We start from the raw sequence: 23,667 nt of genomic DNA on the forward strand, positions 1-23,667 counted from the left end.
TGATACATTATGGGAGAATTTTTTGTTAGAAGACCAATCGTAGCTATAGTAATCAGTATCATTACGGTGATACTCGGATTACTCGCATTACAGAAAACACCAATATCTCAATATCCAGATATTAATCCACCAGTTGTAAAAATCACAACAAGTTTTACAGGTGCAAATGCCCTAAACGTAGAACAGGCAGTTGCAACACCTATTGAACAAAAAGTAAATGGAGTGGAGCAAATGCTTTACATGAAATCCATCAATACATCTGATGGAGCTTGTACCATTGAGGTGACTTTTGATGTTGGTACAAATTTGGATAACGCCAATATGCTTACGCAAAACAGGCAAAACCAATCAGCCCCTTTTATGCCAGCGAGCGTAAAGCAACAAGGGGTAGTGGTAAAAAAATCATTATCGTTCCCGATGATGCTTTTTACAATTACATCTACCAATCCAAAATATGACGCAAAATTCTTAAATAACTATGCGAGTATCAATATTGTGGATCAATTGGCTCGTATAAAAGGAGTTGGTGAGGTTGCACTTTTTGGAGGTAGTGATTACTCTATGCGCGTCTGGTTAAAATCGGATATGATGAGTAAGCTTGAGGTTACCGTTGAAGATGTAAAGAATGCTTTGAATGCCCAAAACATGATTAGCCCGGGAGGGAAATTTGGTGCAGAGCCTTCGCCAGCGGGAACTGAGTTTACCTATGGTGTAACGCTTCAGGATCGTTTGGTAACCGAAAAAGAATTTGGGCACATTGTTGTAAAAAGTAAATCCGATGGTTCCGAAGTATTATTGAGCGATATTGCCAGAATAGAATTGGGGACAGAGAATTACAGTTCCAATGCCCGAAGAAATGGTTCGCCAAGTGCGGTTGTTGGGTTGTATCAAATGCCTGGAAGTAATGCGCTCGAAGTAGCCGAAACAGCCAAGAAAGCAATGAAGGAAATGTCGGATAAGTTTCCAAAGGACATTGTTTACCAAGAATCATTGGACACCACACTTGCTATTACTGCAGGAGTTAAAGACATTGTTCACACACTTTTTGAGGCAGTTATATTGGTTATTCTGGTAGTATTTATATTTCTTCAAAACTGGCGTGCTACATTAATCCCATTAATTACGGTGCCAGTATCATTAATTGGAACCATTGCCGTTTTTCCAATGTTAGGATTTTCAATAAACACGCTGTCCTTGTTGGGATTGGTATTAGCAATTGGTATTGTTGTAGATGATGCGATTGTGGTTGTAGAAGCTGTAATACATCATATAGAGCATGGCAAAACGCCTAAAGAGGCAACTGTTCAAGCGATGAAGGAAGTTTCGGGGCCCGTAATTGCAATTGCTCTTATTTTGATTGCAGTGTTCGTGCCGGTGGCAATGACACCGGGTATTACGGGACGTTTTTACCAGCAATTTGCCATAACCATTGCGGTTTCTGTAGCCTTCTCGGCATTTAGTGCCTTGTCGTTGAGTCCCGCGTTGTGTGCGATGTTATTAAAACCCACAAAACCAGTTGAAGAACAAACAGGGTGGTTGGCTAAATTTTTTGCCGGATTCAACAGAATATTCGAAAAAGTCACTGACAAATATTTATCAGGAGCTACATTTTTTGCAAAAAAAGCAATGCGTATCGTTCTTTTGTTGGCTGTAATTTTGGTTGCAGTTGTGTTTTTAGGAAAAGGGATTCCGCCAGGATTTATCCCAGAGGAAGATCAAGGTTATGTTTTGGTAAACATAGCATTGCCTCCAGCATCTTCGCTTCAGCGTACCGATGAGGTTTCAAAGAAAGTGGATAGTTTCTTGAAAGAGGAAGAATCAATACTTTCTTATACCACAATCAACGGATTTAGTATGCTTACCAACTCGTACCAACCGAATAATGCTTTTATCTTTATTTCCTTAAAACCTTGGGAAGAAAGACATGAAACGGCAAAACAATTGGTGGACAGGTTAAATAAAAAGCTAGCAACCCAAATCACGAATGCAACTGCTTTCTCGTTTGGACCACCAGCTATCCAGGGATTGGGAGCTTCGGCAGGATTTAGTTTAATGTTGCAGGACAGAGGCGGAAATCCACCTCAATATCTAGCGCAACAAACTCAGGCATTTATTGCAGCAGCTCAAAAACGTCCTGAAATAAAAAGAATTTATACCACTTTTAATGCCGGTACGCCACAGATAAAGCTGGATATCGACAATGATAAAGCTATGAAACTAGGAGTTCCTGTTTCAAAAGTTACCGAAGTTTTGGGAGCCTTTTTGGGAGGAACTTATGTCAATGACTTTAACCGTTTTGGACGTCAGTACAAAGTGTATCTGCAAGGTGAGGCTGTTGATAGATTGAAACCCGAAAATTTGAATAAAATATATGTAAGAAATAACGAAGGTAGTATGTTGCCTGTGTCTACTTTGGTTACCGCCACAAAAGTAGCAGGTCCCGATTTTACCAACCGTCTTAATTTATTCAGGGCTGCAGAGATTGGTGGAAGTCCTAACGATGGTTACAGTAGTGCGCAAGCTTTGACTGCATTGGAAGAAGTTGCAAAAGAAACCCTGCCGGCAGATATGAGTTATGATTACATTAACCTTTCCTATCAGGAAAAACATTCGCCAGGCGGAGGAACTGTGTTTTTGATGGCATTGGTGTTTGTGTTCTTAATTCTTGCGGCGCAATACGAAAGCTGGAAACTTCCATTTAGCGTATTGCTAGGCGCTCCTTTTGCTGTATTTGGTGCATTTTTGGGATTATTCCTTGCCAGATTTGGAAGCGATGCTTATGTAAACAACGTGTTTGCACAAATTGGATTGGTATTGCTGATTGGACTGGTCGCCAAAAATGCGATTCTTATTGTTGAGTTTGCCAAGGAAGAATATGAAAAGGGTAAGCCACTGTACGAATCGGCTATGGTAGCGGCAAAACTTCGTTTTCGTCCAATATTAATGACTGCTTTCGCCTTTATACTTGGGGTTGTTCCGTTGCTTACCGCTACGGGTGCCGGTTCACAGGCTCGTATCGTAATGGGAATGGCAGTGTTTAGCGGTATGTTGATTGCGACAGTTCTTGGGGTATTAATCGTTCCGGGCTTATTTGTGATGATTGAAAACATCGGAAAAAGCAAAGATGAGGTTGTAGCAACTGAAAATAGTACAGATTCAAAAACGACAGACCATGAAGAATAGTTTTAAAATAATCGTTGTTATGGTTGTTCTTGCGGTACTGCCTACAGGCTGTTTGGTAGGGCCAAAATACCAAAAGCCAGAAGAACAGCATGCGGGTAATTTTCAAAATGGTGTTGCCAACGCAGATACATTGGCTTCTGTGGTCAATGTGAAATGGTTTGATCTCTTTAATGATGAGGTTCTTAAAGGATTAATCAATAAAGGGTTGGAAAATAATTATGATATGAAAATTGCTCAAGCCCGAATAGACAGAACAAGGGCAGAATTGGGTTATACCAAAGCCGATTTATTGCCTGCAATAGGATATAGCGGAACGGTAAATAGTAATGAGAAATCGTTTTTGCCATCCAATGCCGCGGCTACTTTATCCTGGGAATTGGATTTTTGGGGCAAAGTTCGTCATGAAAACAGAGCGGTTCAGGATGAGTTATTGGCCAGTGAAGAAGGGCGAAAAGTAGTTCTTTGCAATTTGGTAAGTGATATTGCCATTGCTTATTTTGAGCTTCGTGATTATGATAATCAACTGTTGATTTCGAAACAAACTTTGGAAACCAGACAAAAAGCATTTGATCTTATCAATTCAAGGTTTAAGGCAGGCTATGTTTCTGAGGTGGATAAAGTTCAGATTGAACAACAGGTAGCAATTGCCGAAGCTTCGATACCGGCTATTCAACGTTTAATTACCGACCGAGAAAACAGAATCGCTATCCTAACAGGTATGGCTCCGGGTCCAATTGAGCGCGGAAAAACTATTTTGGAATTGCAAGTGGCAAATAATATTCCAGTTTCCATTCCATCAATTCTGTTGAAAAACAGACCCGATGTACAACAGGCCGAAAAGTATTATATGGCTTCCAATGAAAGAATTGGAGTTGCGCAGGCAATGCGTTTCCCATCTTTCAACATTGCGGCTTTGGTTGGTTTTGCAAACTCCGATGTAAGTGCTTTGTTCAATAGTTCTTCTTACCTGCAAAACGCGAGTGCTTCGGTTGCCGGACCTATTTTTAATTTTGGAAAAAACAAAAGAAGAGTAGAAATTTACCGTCAAATTGCCGAAGAATCGAAGCTCGCTTACCAAAAAACCTGTATTGTTGCCGTTGCAGAAGCGGAGCAAGCTTTGCAGAACGTAAGAACGTATAAAGAAGAATGGACCGCAAGAAACAAACAAGTGATTGCTGCCAGAAAAAATCTCGAATTATCTGAAGCCAGGTATTATAATGGATATGTTTCGTATCTGGAAGTACTGGAAGTTCAGCGATCATTGTTTGATGCCGAATTGAGTCTTTCGGACTTAACACAAAGCCAACTGAGTTCGATGATGCAATTGTACAGAGCTCTGGGAGGCGGTTGGAACTAAAAATAACTCTTTCTTAACAACAAAAAAACCATTCATAATTTGAATGGTTTTTTTGTTATAGTGACTAGTAGAAAGCCATAATGAGTATAGGTCTCCAAAACTAATTATGTTAAAAAAAGTAGGATTTAACATAGTTATTGATGATATAAAACACAGTATACAATTTTTTCTTTGTTTTTTTAACTAAATCGAAGTCGGAATATGATTTTAGTCATTTTATCTGTCTTTCAGTCACGTTATATTTGTTTGCATTGATAAACTATAATGTATGAAGATGTTTAAGCAGAGGAACTTTGTTGGTGTTACGATTTTGTCAATAGTATTATTTTTGATTTATTTCATAATTAGCAGCGGAATAAAGAAATCATTAATAGAAAGTTATAATCAAATAGGAGAACAACGTGTTTTGGTTCGAACTGCTAGATCCGTGAGAGAAAGTTATTTTCTTTCTGTGATTAATGTTAATAATTCTCTGTTTCGAAAAGATTTTCAGGATGATGAAAAATTAAAAATTTTACATGATTCGGTAAAGATAAGGGTTAATCGCCTTAATGCGTTGGTGATAAATGAAGCGATGCAAACCCAAAAAGCAGCTCTTGTCATTGATAGCATGGTTAGGCAAAGAATAGCGTTAGACTATAAAATTTTGAATGCTAAGGATAATGCAGCATTAAAGCAATTGTTACTTCAGTCTGATGCAAACCTAACTGCTTTTTACAATTTTATCGATGAGTTTGTTGTAGTAAAGGAAAAGGAAGTAGAAAAATTGAGGGCTATACATAGCCAAGAAACAGATAAATATATTCGCCTTGATCAAATAATTTTTTTTCTGGGATTCTCCATTTTTACGGTATTGCTTTATAAACAGGAACGGCTAAAAAAAACGGAAAAACATTTACTGAAGACGAAAGAAAAAGAAGAAAAATATTTTGCTTTTCTTGAGCGCTTTCCTTATTCTGTTATAGTAACTGATATAGATTCGAATCTGATATTTGCTTCGAGTAAGGTTACAGAAATGTTCGAATATCAAAAAGATGAGTTGATGGAGGGTGGTTTTCATGTTTCGAAATTAGTAACTCCGGATTCAGTACCTATCCTTCAAAACCACAGCAATTTAATAAGAACACCAGGAGTTTCTGTTGCAAAGTCGGAAATGATGATGAGAACCAAACACGGGAGAGAATCCTGGGTGGTGGCTGAGTCTACATATGTAGTTCAAGACGATATAAATGGAGGCTTCCTGACTACGATAAGAGATATTACTGAAGAGAAACTAGCGAAAGAAAACCTTGCAATATCTGAAGGAGAGAGAAAACAAACTCGACGATTATTCAGAACGGTTATTGAAAACACAAAAACTCTTGCTATTGCCAAAGACTTAGAACATAAGTTCACATTTGCTACCAATAATGCAGATAGACTGTTTTGGGCTGACCCAATTGGTAAAACTAATTTTGAATTGATGCCTGCTGATGTAGCAGAGATGCTCGAAAACTGGGACAGAGCAATTATGGAATCCAAAATGCCTGTCTCTACGGAATTCTTATTGGATATAAAACCTTATTCTGGTGACGATGTAGCGAAAGTGAAAACACCACTTTTGTTTAACGGTGTTCCTCTTTTTGACGATGAAGGGAATGTATCAGGAATAGCCTGTGTGGTCGCTGATATTTCGGAAGTTGTTAAGCTTCGTGAGGCCGCAACAGCTGCGCAAAAAATGCAGGAACAATTCTTGGCGAATATTAGTCATGAAATGCGAACACCATTGAATGGTATCCTCGGCATGAATCGCTTGTTAATGGATACAAATCTAGATACTGAGCAACTTGAACTCACCAATGCAATTAATTTTTCGGGAGAAAATTTAGTGAGTATCGTAAATGATATATTGGATCTTTCTAAGATAAATGCCGGGAAACTTACTTTTGAGCAAGTAAATTTTGATTTGGAAGGACTGGTAAGGCATGTAATTTATAATTTTAGGCCGATGCTGAAGCCTAGCACCAGATTGGAATTTGACATGGACTCAAACATTCCTAAAGTCCTAGTAGGCGATTCACTACGATTGAAGCAGATTTTTAATAATTTGGTTGGTAATGCTGTAAAATTTACGCATCAAGGGGAACTTCGGATTGCAATTTCTTGTGAAAAGACTCAAACAGGAATTGTACTGCTGGCTACCGTGAAGGATACAGGTATTGGTATACCAAGTGACAAAGTCGACCAAATATTTATGTCGTTTACACAGGCCGAAGGCAACATTACTCGCAAGTACGGAGGCACAGGCTTGGGACTTTCTATTACTAAATATTTGATTGAGTTACAAGGCGGTAGTATTACGGTTGAAAGTGAATTGGGTAAAGGTTCTATTTTCAGCTTTAGGTTGCCTTTCGGTATTGGGAATGAAGAGGATGTTGCAGTCAAAAAATGCCAGTCAAAATGGAATAACAAGACATTGGAAGGATTGAGAATTTTGTTGGCAGAAGATCAGGAGGTCAACCAGAAATTGGTAACCAAATTGGTTCAGAAAGCTGGAGGTGTGGTTGTAGTAGCCGAAAATGGGCAGGAAGTTGTCGATCAATTAAAGGATGATAGTAATTTCGATTTGGTATTAATGGATCTTCAAATGCCTTTAATGGATGGTTTTGCCGCAACAGATCACATTCGCAATGATTTAAAACTAAACATCCCAATTATTGCGATGACAGCATCGGCAATGATGGGTGAGGCAGACAAATGTTTGTCAAGAGGCATGAACGGTTATTTGTCAAAGCCTTTTGAGTTTCAAAAGTTTTTTGAAATTGTTCAGCAGTTTGTTGGAACGGGAAATGAAAATAAAAGCTCAAAACCACCTAAAGCGAATGAAGTAATAAACAAACTTTATAATCTAAGTTGGCTAGAAGAGCTAGGAGATCCCGATTATTCTGAAGAAATGGTAAGCACTTATCTTGAAACCGTTTCGGTGTTGTTGGATAAAGTCCACGACAGTGCAAATGCAGGCAACTGGGAAGATGTTTATGAAAAGACTCATAAAGCAAAAACTCCTGTAGGATTATTCAAGGCGACCACGCTGTATGATTTACTCTTGAAAATTGAGGTCGCAGCCCATAAGAAAACAGATTTAACAGAATGTTTATTATGGATTGTTGAGGCCGTAGTGTTGAATAGAAAAATAGAAGAGCAGTTAAAGTTGGATATAGACAAAATTAAAGCTGCCTCAATTGATAGATGAAGTAGTGATTCATGAAAATCATTAGCCAATAAAATTAACAGGACACTTATCACTAAATATAGATTTTAGAAAATACATCAATAAGACGAAATAAATAAAAACCCGATTAACGGTATTATTTAACCGATTAAATACTTATTTTTGATTTTTTTGTAACTATAATAATAATTGTAAATATAAAAGTAGCTCTCAGGAATTAATTAAATCGACATTACTATTATTTGTGTTAAGGCATCAAGAAAGAAATAGCATTTTATCAGTAAGGATAAAGATTTACAGTTTTTCAAAATGGCTTTAACATCATATTTTATATTAAAAAAAGATCTAGCTCGGAAATTGCTGTAGCCATTTTCTAGTATTCCCCCAGAAATTGATTTAATACAAAACTTAAAATCAACATAAAACGTTAAAATAAAGTGTCACAAGTCTGGAGTTAAATAAATTCAGTGACTTTTTTGTAAAAAACGTTTTTTCAATTTTTTCAATTTTATGGATGAAATAATTAAAAAAAAGGTAGGATTACCTCTTATCATTTTCTTCGGGGTAATCTATCTCTGTTTCACATGGGTAAATACCAAAGATAAATTGGACAGAAAAGCGATTCAAATCGCAAAATCTGCCGCAGCGATGATACATACATCTGATTTACAAAAGTTGAAAGTACAAGCCAGTGATATACACACTGCAGAGTACCAGTATCTTAATGGTGATCTTCGGTCTTTAGTAAATGCAAATCAAAATCCTCAGGTGAGATTTGCTTATTTGTACACATTAAAAAACGATAAACTCTATTTTATGGTAGGTGGTGAATCAGTTGGTTCACGAGACTATTCCCCCCCGGGGCAAGAATTTACTGAAGCCGAAAAGGCATATTATGATTCTTTTAATGAAGATAAAACCATTATAACTAATGCTGTTAAAGACAGATGGGGAAAATGGGTTAGCGTCCTTGTCCCGATAAAAGATCCAGTTACTCAAAAAATAATAGCAGTTTTTGGAATGAACTTTGATGCTCAAGGATGGTACTCCAATATTATTTATCAAATGACTCAAGCGTCTATTTTACTTATACTCACTTTGATAGTCTTTTTTGGGTATCTTAAAATTAAACTGAACAATAAACTTTTAAATAATGAACTTCAAAGAGTAAAAAAGATAAAAAATCAATTAAACAGAAGCGAAAACAGATTCAAGGAAATTATAGACAATGTACAAGATATATTGTACCAAGCAGATTTAAACGGGAATTTTCTGGAAATAAGCTCAAATTCTGTTAATGTATTTGGATACCACAGGCTGGAACTTATAGGGGCCCCAAGCACCATTTTGTATGCGAATCCTGAGGAAAGGAAAATGGTATTAAATATAATGGGGGAAGCGGGAGAATGTAATGATGTTCAAGTGACGTTTAAAACCAAAGAAAACGAGTTACTCCATGTTTCCTTAACCGCAAAATGGATGTTTGACGAGAACAACAATCCATCTTATATAAATGGCATTATGAGAAATATTACTGAACGTAAAAAAATTGAAGAAAAGCTTGCCAAATCTGAAAATCTGCTGCATACCATCTTTGAAAACCAACCGGAATGCATTAAAATAGTAGATGCTACAGGCAATCTTATATTGATGAATCAGATTGGATTGGAAATGATTGAAGCTGACTCAATGGAACAGGTCGAAGGAGCTTGTGTATTCGATTTAATCGAACCTAATTATAAGGAAGCGTTTATTAATTTACACAAACAAGTTATTAAAGGAAATCACGAAAAGCTTGAATTTGAAATAGTCGGACTAAAAGGAACCAAAAGATGGGTGGAAACGGTTGCCGTTCCAATGATGCTCGATGGAGAAATGGTTCATCTTGGACTCACTCGTGATATCAGTAAGCGTAAAATTGCTGATGAACGTTTGAGTGAAGCGCAAAGAATCGGTCGACTTGGAAGCTTTGATCTTTCTTTAGCAACAGGAATTTATAAATTGTCCGAAATTTCCAAAGAAATATTGGGAATCGACGAGAGTTATGTGACAGATATGGAGGGTTGGATGAAACTAGTTCATCCTGACTCTATTGACAAAGTGATTCAGTATCGTCAAATAGTCATTTCTCAAAATATAGATACAGAACTCGCATACAAAATCATCAGGCCTAATGACGGGGCCGAACGATGGGTAGAGACTACTGCGAGAGCATACACAGACCAGTTAGGAAACCCATATAGAGTTGCCGGACTGCTTAGAGATATTACCGAAAGTAAATTGGCCGCCGAACGGTTGGAAAAAAGTGAGCAGTTTTTAAAAGAATCACAAAAAGTAGGGCGTATTGGCAGCTATGAGATTGATCTCAATACCGAGGTTTGGCAAACATCGGAAGGAATAAATTTAATTTTCGGAATCGATAACAATAGTATAAAAAACTTAGATGACTATAAGACATTCATCCATCCCGATTATAAAAAAGAAATTGAGGAGTATTTTTATGATGTAATTGCTCAGAAAAAGAAATTTAGCAAACAATACAAAATCATAAGAAGAAACGACGGAGCCGAAAGATGGATTCACGGCAGGGGCCTGTTGATATTTGATGAGAACGGAGATCCCATCAAGATGACAGGTGCGATTCAGGATATCACCGCGCAAAAAAAATTCGAAAGTGAATTAATAATTGCCAAGGAAAAAGCTGAAGAAAGTGAAAGACTGAAAACGGCCTTCCTTGCCAATATCAGTCATGAAATGCGAACACCATTGAATGGTATCCTCGGCATGAATCGCTTGTTAATGGATACAAATCTGAATACTGAACAACTTGAACTCACCAATGCAATTAGTTTTTCCGGAGAAAATTTAGTGAGTATCGTAAATGATATATTGGATCTTTCTAAGATAAATGCCGGGAAACTTACTTTTGAGCAAGTAAATTTTGATTTGGAAGGACTGGTAAGGCACGTAATTTATAATTTTAGGCCGATGTTGAAGCCCAACACCAGATTGGAATTTGACATGGACTCAAACATTCCCAAAGTCTTAGTAGGCGATTCACTCCGCTTGAAGCAGATTTTTAATAATTTGGTTGGTAATGCTGTAAAATTTACGCATCAAGGGGAACTTCGGATTGCAATTTCTTATGAAAAGACTCTATCAGGAATTGTACTGCTGGCTGCCGTGAAGGATACGGGTATTGGTATAGCAAGTGACAAAGTCGACGAAATATTTATGTCGTTTACACAGGCCGAAGGCAACATTACTCGCAAGTACGGAGGCACAGGTTTGGGACTTTCTATTACTAAACATTTGATTGAGTTGCAGGGCGGTAGTATTACGGTTGAAAGTGAATTGGGTAAAGGTTCTACTTTCAGCTTTAGGTTACCGTTAGGTATTGGAAATGATGGAGATGTTGCAGTCAAAAAAGCGCAGTCAAAATGGGATAGCAAGACATTGGAAGGATTGAGAATTTTGTTGGCAGAAGATCAGGAGGTCAACCAGAAATTGGTAACCAAATTGGTTCAGAAAGCAGGAGGCCATATTGTGGTTGCAGAAAATGGTCAAGTGGCTGTAGACCAATTAAAGGATGATAGTAATTTCGATTTGGTATTAATGGATCTGCAAATGCCGATATTGGACGGTTTTTCTGCAACAGACCGTATTCGCAATGATTTAAAACTAAACATCCCAATTATTGCGATGACCGCATCGGCGATGATGGGTGAGGCAGACAAATGTTTGTCAAGAGGCATGAACGGTTATTTGTCAAAGCCTTTTGAGTTTCAAAAGTTTTTTGAAATTGTTCAGCAGTTTGTTGAAAAAGCAGATGAAAATAAAAATCCTGAACCAATACAGAAGAATGATGTAACGAAAAAACAATTCTATAACTTAAGCTGGTTGGAAGAGTTGGGAGATCCTGATTATTCTGAAGAAATTGTGCTCACTTATCTTGAGACGGTTCCTGTGTTGTTGGATAATGTCAGAGAAAGCGCAAAGGAAGGCAATTGGGAAGAAGTTTATGAGAAGACCCATAAAGCAAAAAGCCCTGTAGGATTATTTCAGGAGACCTCGCTGTATGAATTACTCTTAAAAATTGAGACTGCTGCACAGAAGAAAACAAATCTGACCGAATGCTTATTATGGATTGATGAGGCTATCTTATTAAGTAAAGAAATAGAAGAACAATTAAAGCTGGATTTGAACAAGATTAAAGCTTCTTCTGTTGAAAGGAAGTAATAAGTGTCATTAATTAAAGGTATTATCACTAAATACCGATTTTAGAAATAAACAAAAAACCACGCAACTTGCGTGGTTTTTTGTTTAAAATCATTTAATGCTTAACAAAATTCGTTAAAAGCATCTTTTAGGTTTTCAGCAATTGTTTCTGCTGGGCGCCCTTCAATGTGGTGACGCTCCAACATGTGAACCAATTCACCGTTTTTGAATAAAGCAATACTTGGAGATGACGGAGGAAAAGGGAACATATGCTCTCTTGCGGCAGTTACGGCCTCTTTATCAACTCCAGCAAAAACTGTGATTAAATGATCTGGTTTTTTTGCGCCTTCTAAACTCATAACTGCTCCTGGACGTGCATTTCTTGCAGCACAACCACAAACAGAATTTACAACCACAAATGTTGTACCTTCTGATTTTATTGCATTATTAACTTCTTCGGCAGTATGTAAATCTTGAAAACCTGCAGTTGTCAATTCAGCCTGCATTGGTTTTACCATTTCTTCTGGATACATATTTTTTATTTTAAGTTTAACTTTTGTAATGCAAAGTTACAAAGTTTCAAATCAACATATAGGTTTGAATTATAAAGTTTTGTTATAGTTTGATATTCAAGGGATAATATTAAATCAAGATTACGCAATGGGACTCAGATGAGGCAGATTAAACGGATTAAAACTGATTTATTAATTGCTTAAAAGCATAAAAATCGGCGTAAATCGGCGGATTCTGCGTGAAAAAAGAATCAATAAAATTCTATTACGGATTCTGTGTTAAAATATAGTGTGAAAAAATGATTTTACATTTTTATTAATAAAGCTGTTAAATCTTAATTTTTTTTGAGCTAAATTAGGCGTAACCTTTTAAATTTCAGTATTGATGAAGTCTTTTGATGTAAAACACAATAATACGTTTCCAAAAAAATCCAAAATCAGTCATTTTACTTTAAAAACAATAAGTATTCTTGTTATTGCTTTTTTGCATATTTCGCTTTGTTATGCTAATGAAATTAATAGTAATGTTATTTCAAAAGGTAAAAAAACACAAGAAAATAAAGGGGATAGTATTGAAAGCATGCTAAAAAGAAATGAGAAAAACAGTCATCTTCTTTTTAAAGAAAATAAAATCAACAAGGAGCATAGTTTGTTATTTGATGCAATTTATAAAAACATTCAAACGGCTGATATTACATTAAAAACGGGTATTGATTACAAAGGATTTACCTCAGAATTAGACTATGTCATTAAATTAAAAAAAACGGCTATTGATGGTATAATTCAAAATAAAAATGAGTTCCAAACCCTTAGAAATATTACAGTTACTTCGGTAATGCTAAAAGAATTACAAGCGCGAATTGAAATTCAGCTTGCAAAAATCAATAAGAATAGAACTGAATTGAGCGAAATGCAGAGCAAGATCGATTCCTTAACTATCAAAGATGCTCTTTTTATACTCCCAAAAGATCAATTGAATAGGAGATTGTATTATGACAGATACAGTCAAATGAGCTCTGATGTAAATTTGTTGAATAAAAGGTTTAAGGATGCTTTGGACAGCATCATTAAAATTCAGATCATCGCAAGTAATTTTAAGAATGACCTTCAAAAAGATGTCATCGAAACCGACAATATCAGAAAAAATGAGTTTGTTAATTTGTTATCTCCTGACGGTAATATCTTTAAACCAAGTTCTAATAAAATGTCGTTTTATGAGTCGTTCTATTATTCTTTGAGTAAAGAAGTTATTGTTTTGCTTTTTTTTATTTCAAACCATATCAATACCATTTTATGGATGTTTTTATTTATTTTGGCTTTGATTGCCTACTTAATAACGCTGAAAAATAAATATAAAAATGGAAATCTTTATTATGATATTCAGCTGTCCAAGAAAATTTTTAAGCATCCTATAGCTTGTTCTGTTTTAATATCTTTTACACTGTTCAATTTTTCCTTTGCCTTTCCTCCGTTTGCTTTTACAGCTCTTGTTTGGCTTATTTCGATGATAGCATTGACCATTGCAAATAAAGATTATTATGGCAAGAAGGAAATGGCGGTTTGGGGAATTTATTTCATTTTTATTTTTCTGGCACTCTTTGACAACAACATACTCTTGCATTCCGTAAAAGAAGTCTTTTTAATTTTATTGTTATCTTTTGGGATAGCAGCATTTAATTTTTATATCTTAAAAAAGGATACTGGGTATATTAATCCAATGTTTCGGTACACTCTTTATACCGTTATTTTATTTGAAATAGCAGCAATGTTATTTATCATATTTGAGAACAATTATAATTTTGGGAAATTGCTAATGATTGTAGGAGCAACTACAATTTTGATGTATTATCTTTTTGTAAACACCTATCGTTTAATTTTTGACATTATTAATTATTCTGATTTTTTAAAAGAAAGTGATCAGGAACGACAAATGGATATAGACCATTTGGAAGATAATGCTCTTAATCCAAAAACAAATATTTTATTCATTTTGTGTTGGCTGATAACTATCAGTAAAAGTTCCTATTTTTTTCATTCTATTGTAGATCCTGTTGTCGAATTTTTTACAATGACAAGAACTGTAGGCGACATTAATTATTCTTTTAAAAGTATATTCCTTTTCTTTTTTATTCTTATTACGGCTGTTTTTATTGCAAAGATTGTTTCTTTTTTAACGAGCAATACTTTTGCTTCATCTAATAATTCAAGAGGAAATAAATTTGGAAATTGGTTGTTGCTTGTTCAAATTACAATTTTCACAGTAGGATTGAGCCTCGCTTTTATATCAAGTGGAATTCCCATTGACCGATTGACAATAATTATTAGTGCTCTGGGAGTTGGGATTGGATTTGGTTTGCAGACTTTGGTAAACAATTTAGTCAGCGGTCTTATAATAGCTTTTGAAAAACCTGTAAATATTGGAGATGTTATTGAAATAAGCGGGCAAATGGTCAAAATGAAATCGATAGGAATAAGAAGCAGTGTCGTGACTAGTTTTGATGGTGCCGATGTTGTGATTCCCAATGGAGATTTACTAAGTCAACATCTTACCAATTGGACATTGTCAAGTAATAAAAAAAGAACAGACATTGCCATAAGAGTTGCTTTTGGAACAAATTTGGAACAAGCCAAAACGTTATTGTTTGATATATTAAAAAGCAATTCTGAGGTATTACAAAATCCCGAACCGATTGTTTGGGTAACCGAATTCAACAGTAGCGCCATTAATATCGTTGTCAAATTTTGGGTGAGTCATATTGATTTTTCCAGCGATGTAAAAAGCGAATTAATTATAGCAATCGATGCTGTCTTTAGAGAAAATAATATAGAAATTCCTTTTCCAAAAGAAGATATATATATGTTAAACAAGAAAATACAAAAGAAACCGGTGGCAAGAAAAACGATTATTAGTTTTTAACATATAAGTCATATAAGTTTCTAGTTGAAACAAAATAAAGTAAAATGGATAGTTCTTTCAAGGACTTCTTTTTGTTTCCAAAAAAGTTTTACTTATAATCTCTTTTAACCTTAATCTGAATATTGAATTGAAAAAACTTGTATGACTTATATATTATAAATTAATTGCGGCCAACGCGTTTAATTAAGTTTTTTGTTCAAAATTAAACTGTCCAACTTTCAAATGCGATTATATCTTAAATCGGAACGAGTATCCCAACGCAACATAATATTCCGGAGAAATTTTGGAAAGCCCAAAACCTGCCGAAACATCCAATTGATGATTTGGATTGAATAAATAAGTCAATCCTCCGTCGAATCTGTGGTCTGGCTTTCCTTTTTGCGGAATAAATCCAAAGAATTCGATGTATCCACCAATTTTTTCAGTAAAAGAGTACCCTGTTGTCAGAGTGTAAATAAATGTTGGTTCCGGTGTAAATCCGTCCCATTCGGCACCCAGATTGTAACTTAAAGTTTGTTTTTGTGAAAGAGTGTGCTGCATAGTGAAACGAAATTCCGGGTTATAATAAGTCGCTTTTAATTCTGGCGAAGCTAAATTTGGAAGCCCAAGATGCCCAATGAATGAGGTTGTTGGTATTATTCCTTTCTCTTCCAAAAGACGTGTTTTAAATCCGATTAAAACTGGATTAATACCCGAAATTTTGTTTGAATCATTATCTTCTATAGAGAATTCGGTAATTAAACGTAATTCAAAATGGTCATTAATTCCAAATTTTGTCAAAATCGAAGGAACAGCCATAACGGTGCTTTTCGAATTATTTTTTTCGAAAGAAAAACCATTTTCGAATTGAAGATAGCCGGTAGGTGTAATAAATGGGCATTCCGTTTGGTCAGGTCTGTCGGTTTGGATAGAGGGCAAATCTTGAGAGAAACAAGAAGTAGAATATAGTAATACAGACGCTATTATTGGTAGTACAGTTTTCATTAGTTTAGGTTTAATTTATTTTTAGACAAAACTAAAAAAATTATTTCATTTGTGTAAATAAATTTTATACATTTGTTTTTTAATCTTTTAACTATGACTAAATCCCTAGAGGAAGTGCACCAATCGGTGGCTACTCAAAATAAAACAACAGTTTTCAAAAAAATATTGGCTTTTTTTGGGCCAGCCTATTTGGTTAGCGTTGGCTATATGGATCCTGGAAATTGGGCAACAGATATTGCGGGCGGAAGTCAATTTGGATATTCCCTTTTATGGGTTTTATTGATGAGTAATTTAATGGCTTTGCTGTTGCAGAGTTTAAGCGCACGACTCGGAATTGTTACCCAACGCGATCTAGCACAAGCTTCAAGAGAAACCTATTCTAAACCCATTAATTACATTTTATACTTTTTGGCCGAAATTGCGATTGCGGCCTGTGACCTTGCCGAAGTGCTGGGAATGGCAATCGGAATCAATTTATTGTTTGATATTCCGCTTATACAAGGAGTTTTGATTACGGTTTTGGATACTTTTTTGTTATTGTTTTTAATAAATAAAGGCATCCGAAAAATGGAAGCTTTTATAATTGTATTAGTTGCAATTATTGGTTTTTCATTTATTTTCGAAATGATTTTTGCCCAACCGGAATTGGATAAAGTGATTTATGGTTTGGTGCCTTCGATACCGAGTGAAAATGCATTGTATATCGCAATCGGAATTATTGGTGCAACGGTAATGCCGCACAATTTGTACCTGCATTCTTCGTTGGTGCAAACCCGAAATTTTGACCGATCACCAAAGGGAATCAAGCAAGCTCTGAAATATAATTTTATAGATTCGACAATTGCCTTGAATTTGGCTTTTTTTGTAAATGCTGCGATTTTAATTTTGGCGGCAGCCACATTTTATAAAAATGGTATGTTTGAAGTGGCCGAGATTCAGGATGCACACCGGTTTTTGGAACCCCTTTTAGGAACCAAATGGGCTCCGGTTTTATTTGCGGTAGCTTTAATTGCGGCAGGGCAAAGCTCGACTGTTACTGGGACATTGGCGGGACAGATTGTGATGGAGGGCTATCTTAATTTACGCATTCAGCCTTGGGTTCGAAGAATTATTACGCGATTAATTGCGATTGTTCCAGCTGTTATTGTGATTTTAATTTATGGCGAAAGCGTAACGGGAAAACTGCTGATTTTGAGCCAGGTTATTTTGAGTTTACAATTGGGTTTTGCAATCATTCCGTTAATTCATTTTGTAAGCGATAAAACCAAAATGAAAGGATTTCATATTTCAAAAGCTACACAGATAGCCGCTTGGATTATAGCATTTATTATTGTTTCGCTAAATGCAAAATTAGTTTTTAATGAAATCAGTGGTTGGCTCGAATCTTCAGAAAACCCTACGATACTTTGGTTTACGGTCGTTCCTTTGGCACTTTTTTTTCTCGGATTGTTGCTATATATTGTTTTCAATCCTTTTATTTCCAAATCAAAACAGGATATCGAAAATCATTCGCCACACCTTTTAAAACTGCAATTTTCTAAGTCGGGTAGTTATGATAAAAAGAACATCGCCGTTTCTGTGGATTTTTCGCTTGCCGATGAAATTGCCTTAAACAGTGCCTTTGAATTGGGCGGAATAGAAGCAAAATACACTTTAATTCACGTGGTAGAAACCGTTGGAGCAATGGTATATGGTGAAAATATCGAGGATCATGAAACGCAAATAGATAAAAAACTGTTGAGGGAATACGAAGTAATGCTTTCGCAAAAAGGATTTCGAGTGAAAACAGAACTCGGTTTCGGCGAACCAACGAAGGTGATATCAACGATAATCAACGATGGAAATTTTGATGTATTGGTTATGGGAACTCACGGTCATACGGGCTTAAAGGATTTGATTTTTGGTACAACCGTAGATAAACTGCGTCATAAAATTTCGATACCTTTGCTGATTGTTAAAAAATAGTTGCTGAGATTCTGAGTTGCTAAGATTTTTTAAAATCTTAGAATCTCAGAATCTTAGAATCTTAGAATCTATAAAAAAATGACTTTCTCCGAAGAAAATTACCTAAAAGCGATATACCATCTGACGGCTAATCTCGATAGCGAAGTAAGCACCAATGCCATTGCCGTTGCGATGGAAACCAAAGCTTCTTCCGTGACGGATATGCTCAAAAAATTGGCCGAAAAAGATTTGGTTAACTATAAAAAATACCAGGGTGTTTCGCTGACCGAAAATGGGAAACTCGCTGCCAAAATGATTGTTAGAAAACATCGTTTGTGGGAAGTTTTTTTGGTCGAAAAACTAGATTTTTCTTGGGATGAAGTTCACGATGTTGCTGAGCAATTGGAACATATTAAATCGGAAAAATTAATTAATAAACTAGATGATTTTCTCGGAAATCCAACCGAAGATCCTCACGGCGATCCAATTCCCGACGCGCAAGGCCGTATTATTGCGATAGAAAAACAATTGTTGTCTGAGTTGCAATCCAATCAATCGGGTATATGCGTAGGGGTAAAGGACAATTCTCCAGATTTCTTAAAATACCTTGATAAGCAACAAATTGGTTTGGGAACTAGGATTGAAGTGATTGGAAAAGAAACCTTCGATTTATCTTTAAAAATAAAAGTTAATGATATCGAATTCGTGATTTCGAATAAGATTGCAAGTAATTTGTTTGTAAAAAAGAATTAGTTACAAACAGTTTTATTTCTGAATTCTAAAGTTTAAGGTTAATATCCAAAATTTTATTCATTCTTTTGTAGGGTTAAAAAGTTGACACATAGGGTTTTGACTATTTGGCACGCATTTTGATTTAATTGCTGTATATATTCTATATCAAGACATAATTTATTAAGTTTTGTTTGCTATATTTACATTACAAATTAAAAATCAGGATATTATGAAAGTACGTTTTTTATCACTCCTAGTAATAATAATGAGCTTGTTTGGTACAATTGCTTTTGCGCAAGATAGTGATACCGGGGAATTGGGTTTGCCCGGTGATAATCTAGATCTTTATGCGGTTTTGGATCTTTTTCAAAAGTCTAAAACAATAGAGGACTTTGAAAAGTCTTTGAATGATAGTAAAAATAAAATCAATAATTTGGATTTGAACGGAGATAAAAAAATAGATTTTATCAAAGTGGAAACCAAAAAAGACGGAGACGATTTTACCTTTATTCTTCGTGACCCGATAGATAAAAAAGAGACTCAGGACGTTGCCGTTATTTATGTTTCTAAAGACAAAAACAAGAAAATTTCGATGCAGATTGTTGGAGACAAGGATTTGTATGGAAAGGATTATATTGTTGAGCCAAGTCCAAAAGGAAATGCTGGTGTAACAGCAAATCCAGGTTATACGGGAAGTAATCCGGTTACAGTAAATGTTCCGGCTCAGACTACAACAGTGGTGGTAGAACAGGCTCCTATCGTACAATATGTGTACTCACCGGCTTATGTTCCATATTATCCTCCTTATTATTACGGTTATTATCCTCCTTGGTTTGGATTTGCTACTGTTATGGCTGTGGGAATCTATCGTCACAATCATTATTATTATCACGGAGGAGGCTATGGCTATCATCACACAAATGTGTATGTTAACCACCATAGTCACAATAATTATAATAATTTTAATAGAAACACCTCAAACAGGGTTTCTCACAATAACATAAATACTGGCAACAGAAACACTAATATTAATAATAGCAGAAATAATAACAATATAGGAAACTCATCACGAGACGGGAATAGAGCGTCAACGAGTGACAGAGCTTCAACAGGTAATAGAGCTTCAACTAGTGATAGAAGTTCTGTTTCTGATCGTAGCAGTGGTTCTGGTAATAGATCTTCAGTTTCAGACAGATCATCATCGTCTTCTAGGCCATCGGCTAGTAACTCTATGAGTTCGCGTTCCAGTAGTTCTAGTTTTGGTGGCGGAAGTTACCGTTCCGGTAGTAGTGGCGGTGGCGGTTTTAGAGGCGGCGGTGGCGGCGGTTTCAGCGGCGGTGGCGGCGGAAGAAGACGTTAAGAGATTATTTATTTGATAATAAAATAGACCCTGATAAAATGGTTATCAGGGTTTTTTATTTGCCGGTGTTTTAACACTGAATCCACATTTGATTTTTATAGATTTTTTTTCACGCAGATTTTTCAGATTAGCACAGATTTTTATTTTACAAAAATAAAAAATCTGAACAATTCGTATCTTATGTTAAATCCTAGTCAAAATGTCTTTTTTCAAATTTGTGTTAATTTGTGTAATTTGTGGCTATTTCGGAATCGAAGGAAAATTTCAGGTTTAAAAATAAAAAAAGGTTCCCAAAAATAATTCTGGGAACCTTTTTCAATGGTGGGGGTATCTTTTATTCGGTTGGCAAATCAGAGGTGCTAATGTCTCTTAAACTATAATATTTTCCGTCTTTTTTGACGAATAATGTCATGTAGTTTCCAGAATTGATGAGGTTTTTTGTAGAGTCGGAGATTGTATAGCTACCTAATTCGACAACTTGTTCGCCATCTTTTGAGACAAAAACTTCATTGGTTGTAAATGCAATTTTTCTGCCTCTTGCAACAGTATCAATATGGGCTTTCAAATATTCAATAATTGCTGATTTGCCAGATACTGGTTCGTGATTTTGAGGAAAGGTTACTGCGTCATCTGCAAAGTACCCTATTTGTTTCATTACGCCAGAATTATAGGTGTCGGCAAATTCATTTTCTTTGGCTTGGATTTCTTCTTTGATTTTATTAGTATCAATTGCCGAGGCTGCCGATTCTTCTTTTTTACAGGAAATTAATACCAACAATACACTAGATACAACTAATCCTTTACTAAACAAATTTTTCATAACCATCAGTTTTTAAATTTACAAATTAAAATATTGAATATTAATGACATAAATTTAATATAAAAATTGGAATGTAATGTGATTATTGATAGAAAATAGTAATTTCCCTTAACGTACTTAGTTTTGTTTGGCTTGTTTTGATGTTTTTTGATAAAAAAACAAACAAAGATGTTTTTTTGAAGATTTAGTTTATCTCTTGTTAATTACACCCACAATCGCCATTTCCGCAGTTTTTGTCGGATTTTTTTTTGAAAAAATATTTTCGAATCAAAAAAGCAAGTGCAATTCCAAGGATGCTGAAGGCGATTATTTCCTGAATCATTTCTTACTATTTTAAGATTTGAAAAGCAATTAAAGCCACCAGATAAGCCAACGAACTCATAAAAATAAGCTGGCTTGCTGGCCATTTCCAGGAGTTGGTTTCTTTTTTGGTAATTGCAAGCGTGCTGGCACATTGCATGGCAAAGGCATAAAACATCAATAAGGAAATTCCCGAGGCAAAATTGAATATTTTTTGGCCTGTTACGGGGTTTATTTCTTCGGCCATTTTGGCTTTGATGGTTGTTTCATTATCGGTTCCGCCCACGCTGTAGATCGTTGCCAAAGTGCCAACAAAGACTTCTCTGGCAGCAAATGAACTAATTATAGCGATACCAATTTTCCAATCATAACCCAAAGGCGAAATAACGGGTTCGATACCTCTTCCCATTAAACCGATGTATGAGTTTTCCAGTTTTTGTGAAGCTACGGCATTATTAAATTCTGTTGGAGACAAAGGATGTGCTTTGGTATTCTCGATTATTATTTCTTCGGCGTTTTTAAACTCTTTTCCTGGGCCGTAAGAAGCCAAAAACCATAAAATGACGGATATTGCCAAAATGATTTTTCCCGCGCCAAAAACAAAGGCCTTCGTCTTTTCAACTACATTGATGGCAACGTTTTTGAACAGCGGTAATTTATAGTTCGGCATTTCGACAACGAAGAATGTTTTGCCTTTTACTTTTAAAATTATATTCAAAATATAAGCGGCAAATATTGCCATTCCAAAACCAATGACATAAAGCAACATCAAGGTTAATCCCTGCAGGTTTAAAACGCCCATTACGTAGGTATCAGGAATTACTAAACCAATAATAATGGCATAAACGGGAAGCCGGGCAGAACAGGTGGTAAACGGAGTCACCAATATGGTAATCAATCGTTCTTTCCAGTTTTCTATGTTTCGGGTGGCCATAATGGCCGGAATGGCGCAGGCTGTCCCTGAAATCAAGGGAACAACGCTTTTTCCCGATAATCCAAATCGGCGCATAATTTTGTCCATTAGGAAAACTACTCGACTCATATAGCCACTTTCTTCAAGGATGGAGATGAATAAAAACAAGAAGGCAATTTGGGGGATAAATATCAAAATTCCTCCAATTCCCGGGATTATTCCTTGCGAAATCAAATCGGTTAGCATTCCCTGCGGCAAATGTTGGTCTGACAGGGTGCTTAATGCAGCAAAAGAACTATCTATGAGATCCATCGGAATTTTGGACCATTCAAATATAGATTGAAAAATCACAAATAAAATGAGGAAAAAGATAACATAGCCCCATACTTTGTGTGTGAGGATACGGTCTAGTTTGCTTCGGAAATCTTTGGCAACACTAGAATCTACTTTTAATCCTTCTTTTAAAACTTCATTAATGAATTGATATCGCTTAATGGTTTCCTTTTGTTGCAAACGCTTTAAATCCGAGTGGGATTTGGTAAACGTGCTTCGGATTTCATTTCGTTCCAAATTCAAAAAATTCACATCCTGCGTAATAACTAGCCACAATTTATACATTAACTGATTTGGGAATGCCTGACGAAGACTATTGAAATAATCTGCATCAATCACCGATGCATTCAGGCAAGGTTCCGTTGGAATGGTTTTGTAACTGACAATTTGGTTCTTCAATTCCTCAATTCCATGTCCTTTTCGGGAACTAATCAGCGCGATTTTGGTTTTTAATTGTTCTTCGAGATAAGGAATGTCAAGGCTAATCCCTTTTTGTTCCATTCTGTCGGCCATGTTTATGACCAAAATGGTCGGAATTTCAAGGTCTTTTATTTGGGTATAAAGAAGTAAATTTCGTTTTAAATTCTCCACATCGGTGACAACGAGAGCAACATCTGGATAGAGACGGTCGTTTTTGTTTAGTAAAAGTTCAATTACAACACTTTCATCAATGGAGCTGGCGTTCAGGCTGTAGGTTCCCGGTAGATCAAGGATATTGGCTTTGATATTGTTGGGCAGTTTGCAAAAACCCATTTTTTTCTCGACCGTAATTCCCGGATAATTTCCCACTTGCTGATTCAGACCGGTAAGTTGGTTAAAAACCGAAGTTTTCCCTACGTTTGGATTCCCAATTAAAGCAACGTTGATATTTTTTAAACTCATT

12 protein-coding genes are annotated in these 23,667 nt (G+C 35.8%); 8 read left to right on the forward strand and 4 right to left on the reverse strand.

What is annotated here, in order from left to right:
- Positions 1–9 precede the first annotated feature (9 nt).
- The 4 genes from EM308_RS04535 (at position 10) to EM308_RS04550 (ending at position 11,990) form a co-directional block, all read left to right on the forward strand.
- The gene (locus EM308_RS04535) at positions 10–3,183 is read left to right on the forward strand and encodes an efflux RND transporter permease subunit (RefSeq protein ID WP_035632854.1); all 3,174 of its coding nucleotides are present in this window, start codon (positions 10–12) and stop codon (positions 3,181–3,183) included.
- Entirely contained in the window at positions 3,173–4,540 is a 1,368-nt protein-coding gene (locus EM308_RS04540; protein ID WP_035632856.1) for an efflux transporter outer membrane subunit, read from the forward strand. Before EM308_RS04535 ends, EM308_RS04540 begins: the two co-directional genes overlap by 11 nt.
- 274 nt (positions 4,541–4,814) lie before the next feature.
- Complete coding sequence (locus EM308_RS04545; protein ID WP_051877591.1) at positions 4,815–7,772, forward strand: ATP-binding protein; 2,958 nt, start codon at positions 4,815–4,817, stop codon at positions 7,770–7,772.
- Between the two features lie 489 nt (positions 7,773–8,261).
- Entirely contained in the window at positions 8,262–11,990 is a 3,729-nt protein-coding gene (locus EM308_RS04550; protein ID WP_051877592.1) for a PAS domain S-box protein, read from the forward strand.
- 101 nt (positions 11,991–12,091) lie between these two features.
- On the opposite strand, the gene EM308_RS04555 is transcribed toward EM308_RS04550, so the two are convergent.
- Positions 12,092–12,502, reverse strand: a complete 411-nt coding sequence (locus EM308_RS04555) for a BrxA/BrxB family bacilliredoxin (protein WP_035632858.1) — start codon at positions 12,500–12,502, stop codon at positions 12,092–12,094.
- A 364-nt stretch (positions 12,503–12,866) separates the two neighbouring features.
- Here EM308_RS04555 and EM308_RS04560 point away from each other — a divergent pair, with 364 nt between their 5' ends.
- Entirely contained in the window at positions 12,867–15,398 is a 2,532-nt protein-coding gene (locus tag EM308_RS04560) for a mechanosensitive ion channel domain-containing protein (protein WP_035632859.1), read from the forward strand.
- A gap of 228 nt (positions 15,399–15,626) precedes the next feature.
- On the opposite strand, the gene EM308_RS04565 is transcribed toward EM308_RS04560, so the two are convergent.
- Complete coding sequence (locus tag EM308_RS04565) at positions 15,627–16,382, reverse strand: transporter (RefSeq protein ID WP_051877593.1); 756 nt, start codon at positions 16,380–16,382, stop codon at positions 15,627–15,629.
- 93 nt (positions 16,383–16,475) lie between these two features.
- Between EM308_RS04565 and EM308_RS04570 the strand changes: the two genes are divergently transcribed.
- From EM308_RS04570 to EM308_RS04580, 3 genes are all read left to right on the forward strand, one after another.
- Positions 16,476–18,347 (forward strand): Nramp family divalent metal transporter, encoded by a 1,872-nt coding sequence (locus EM308_RS04570; RefSeq protein WP_035632860.1) that lies wholly within the window; start codon positions 16,476–16,478, stop codon positions 18,345–18,347.
- A 78-nt stretch (positions 18,348–18,425) separates the two neighbouring features.
- On the forward strand, positions 18,426–19,079 hold the full coding sequence (locus EM308_RS04575; protein ID WP_035632862.1) for a metal-dependent transcriptional regulator: 654 nt from the start codon (positions 18,426–18,428) through the stop codon (positions 19,077–19,079).
- A gap of 208 nt (positions 19,080–19,287) precedes the next feature.
- On the forward strand, positions 19,288–20,418 hold the full coding sequence (locus tag EM308_RS04580) for a hypothetical protein (RefSeq protein WP_035632864.1): 1,131 nt from the start codon (positions 19,288–19,290) through the stop codon (positions 20,416–20,418).
- Between the two features lie 334 nt (positions 20,419–20,752).
- Here the strand turns inward: EM308_RS04580 and EM308_RS04585 are convergent, their stop codons facing one another.
- Together EM308_RS04585 and feoB are read right to left on the reverse strand one after the other, a co-directional pair.
- Positions 20,753–21,238, reverse strand: coding sequence for a YybH family protein (locus EM308_RS04585; RefSeq protein WP_035632865.1), 486 nt, complete (start codon positions 21,236–21,238; stop codon positions 20,753–20,755).
- Positions 21,239–21,566: 328 nt separating this feature from the next.
- Positions 21,567–23,666, reverse strand: coding sequence for a ferrous iron transport protein B (feoB, locus tag EM308_RS04590; RefSeq protein WP_035632868.1), 2,100 nt, complete (start codon positions 23,664–23,666; stop codon positions 21,567–21,569).
- Position 23,667 lies beyond the last annotated feature (1 nt).

Source organism: Flavobacterium gilvum (genome assembly GCF_001761465.1).
Classification (GTDB): domain Bacteria; phylum Bacteroidota; class Bacteroidia; order Flavobacteriales; family Flavobacteriaceae; genus Flavobacterium; species Flavobacterium gilvum.

Bases quoted from the DNA above. Each gene is read 5' to 3' on its own strand.
- EM308_RS04535 (WP_035632854.1), top strand. From the start codon at position 10: ATGGGAGAATTTTTTGTTAGAAGACCAATCGTAGCTATAGTAATCAGT.
- EM308_RS04540 (WP_035632856.1), top strand. From the start codon at position 3,173: ATGAAGAATAGTTTTAAAATAATCGTTGTTATGGTTGTTCTTGCGGTA.
- EM308_RS04545 (WP_051877591.1), top strand. From the start codon at position 4,815: ATGTTTAAGCAGAGGAACTTTGTTGGTGTTACGATTTTGTCAATAGTA.
- EM308_RS04550 (WP_051877592.1), top strand. From the start codon at position 8,262: ATGGATGAAATAATTAAAAAAAAGGTAGGATTACCTCTTATCATTTTC.
- EM308_RS04555 (WP_035632858.1), bottom strand. From the start codon at position 12,502: ATGTATCCAGAAGAAATGGTAAAACCAATGCAGGCTGAATTGACAACT.
- EM308_RS04560 (WP_035632859.1), top strand. From the start codon at position 12,867: ATGAAGTCTTTTGATGTAAAACACAATAATACGTTTCCAAAAAAATCC.
- EM308_RS04565 (WP_051877593.1), bottom strand. From the start codon at position 16,382: ATGAAAACTGTACTACCAATAATAGCGTCTGTATTACTATATTCTACT.
- EM308_RS04570 (WP_035632860.1), top strand. From the start codon at position 16,476: ATGACTAAATCCCTAGAGGAAGTGCACCAATCGGTGGCTACTCAAAAT.
- EM308_RS04575 (WP_035632862.1), top strand. From the start codon at position 18,426: ATGACTTTCTCCGAAGAAAATTACCTAAAAGCGATATACCATCTGACG.
- EM308_RS04580 (WP_035632864.1), top strand. From the start codon at position 19,288: ATGAAAGTACGTTTTTTATCACTCCTAGTAATAATAATGAGCTTGTTT.
- EM308_RS04585 (WP_035632865.1), bottom strand. From the start codon at position 21,238: ATGAAAAATTTGTTTAGTAAAGGATTAGTTGTATCTAGTGTATTGTTG.
- feoB (WP_035632868.1), bottom strand. From the start codon at position 23,666: ATGAGTTTAAAAAATATCAACGTTGCTTTAATTGGGAATCCAAACGTA.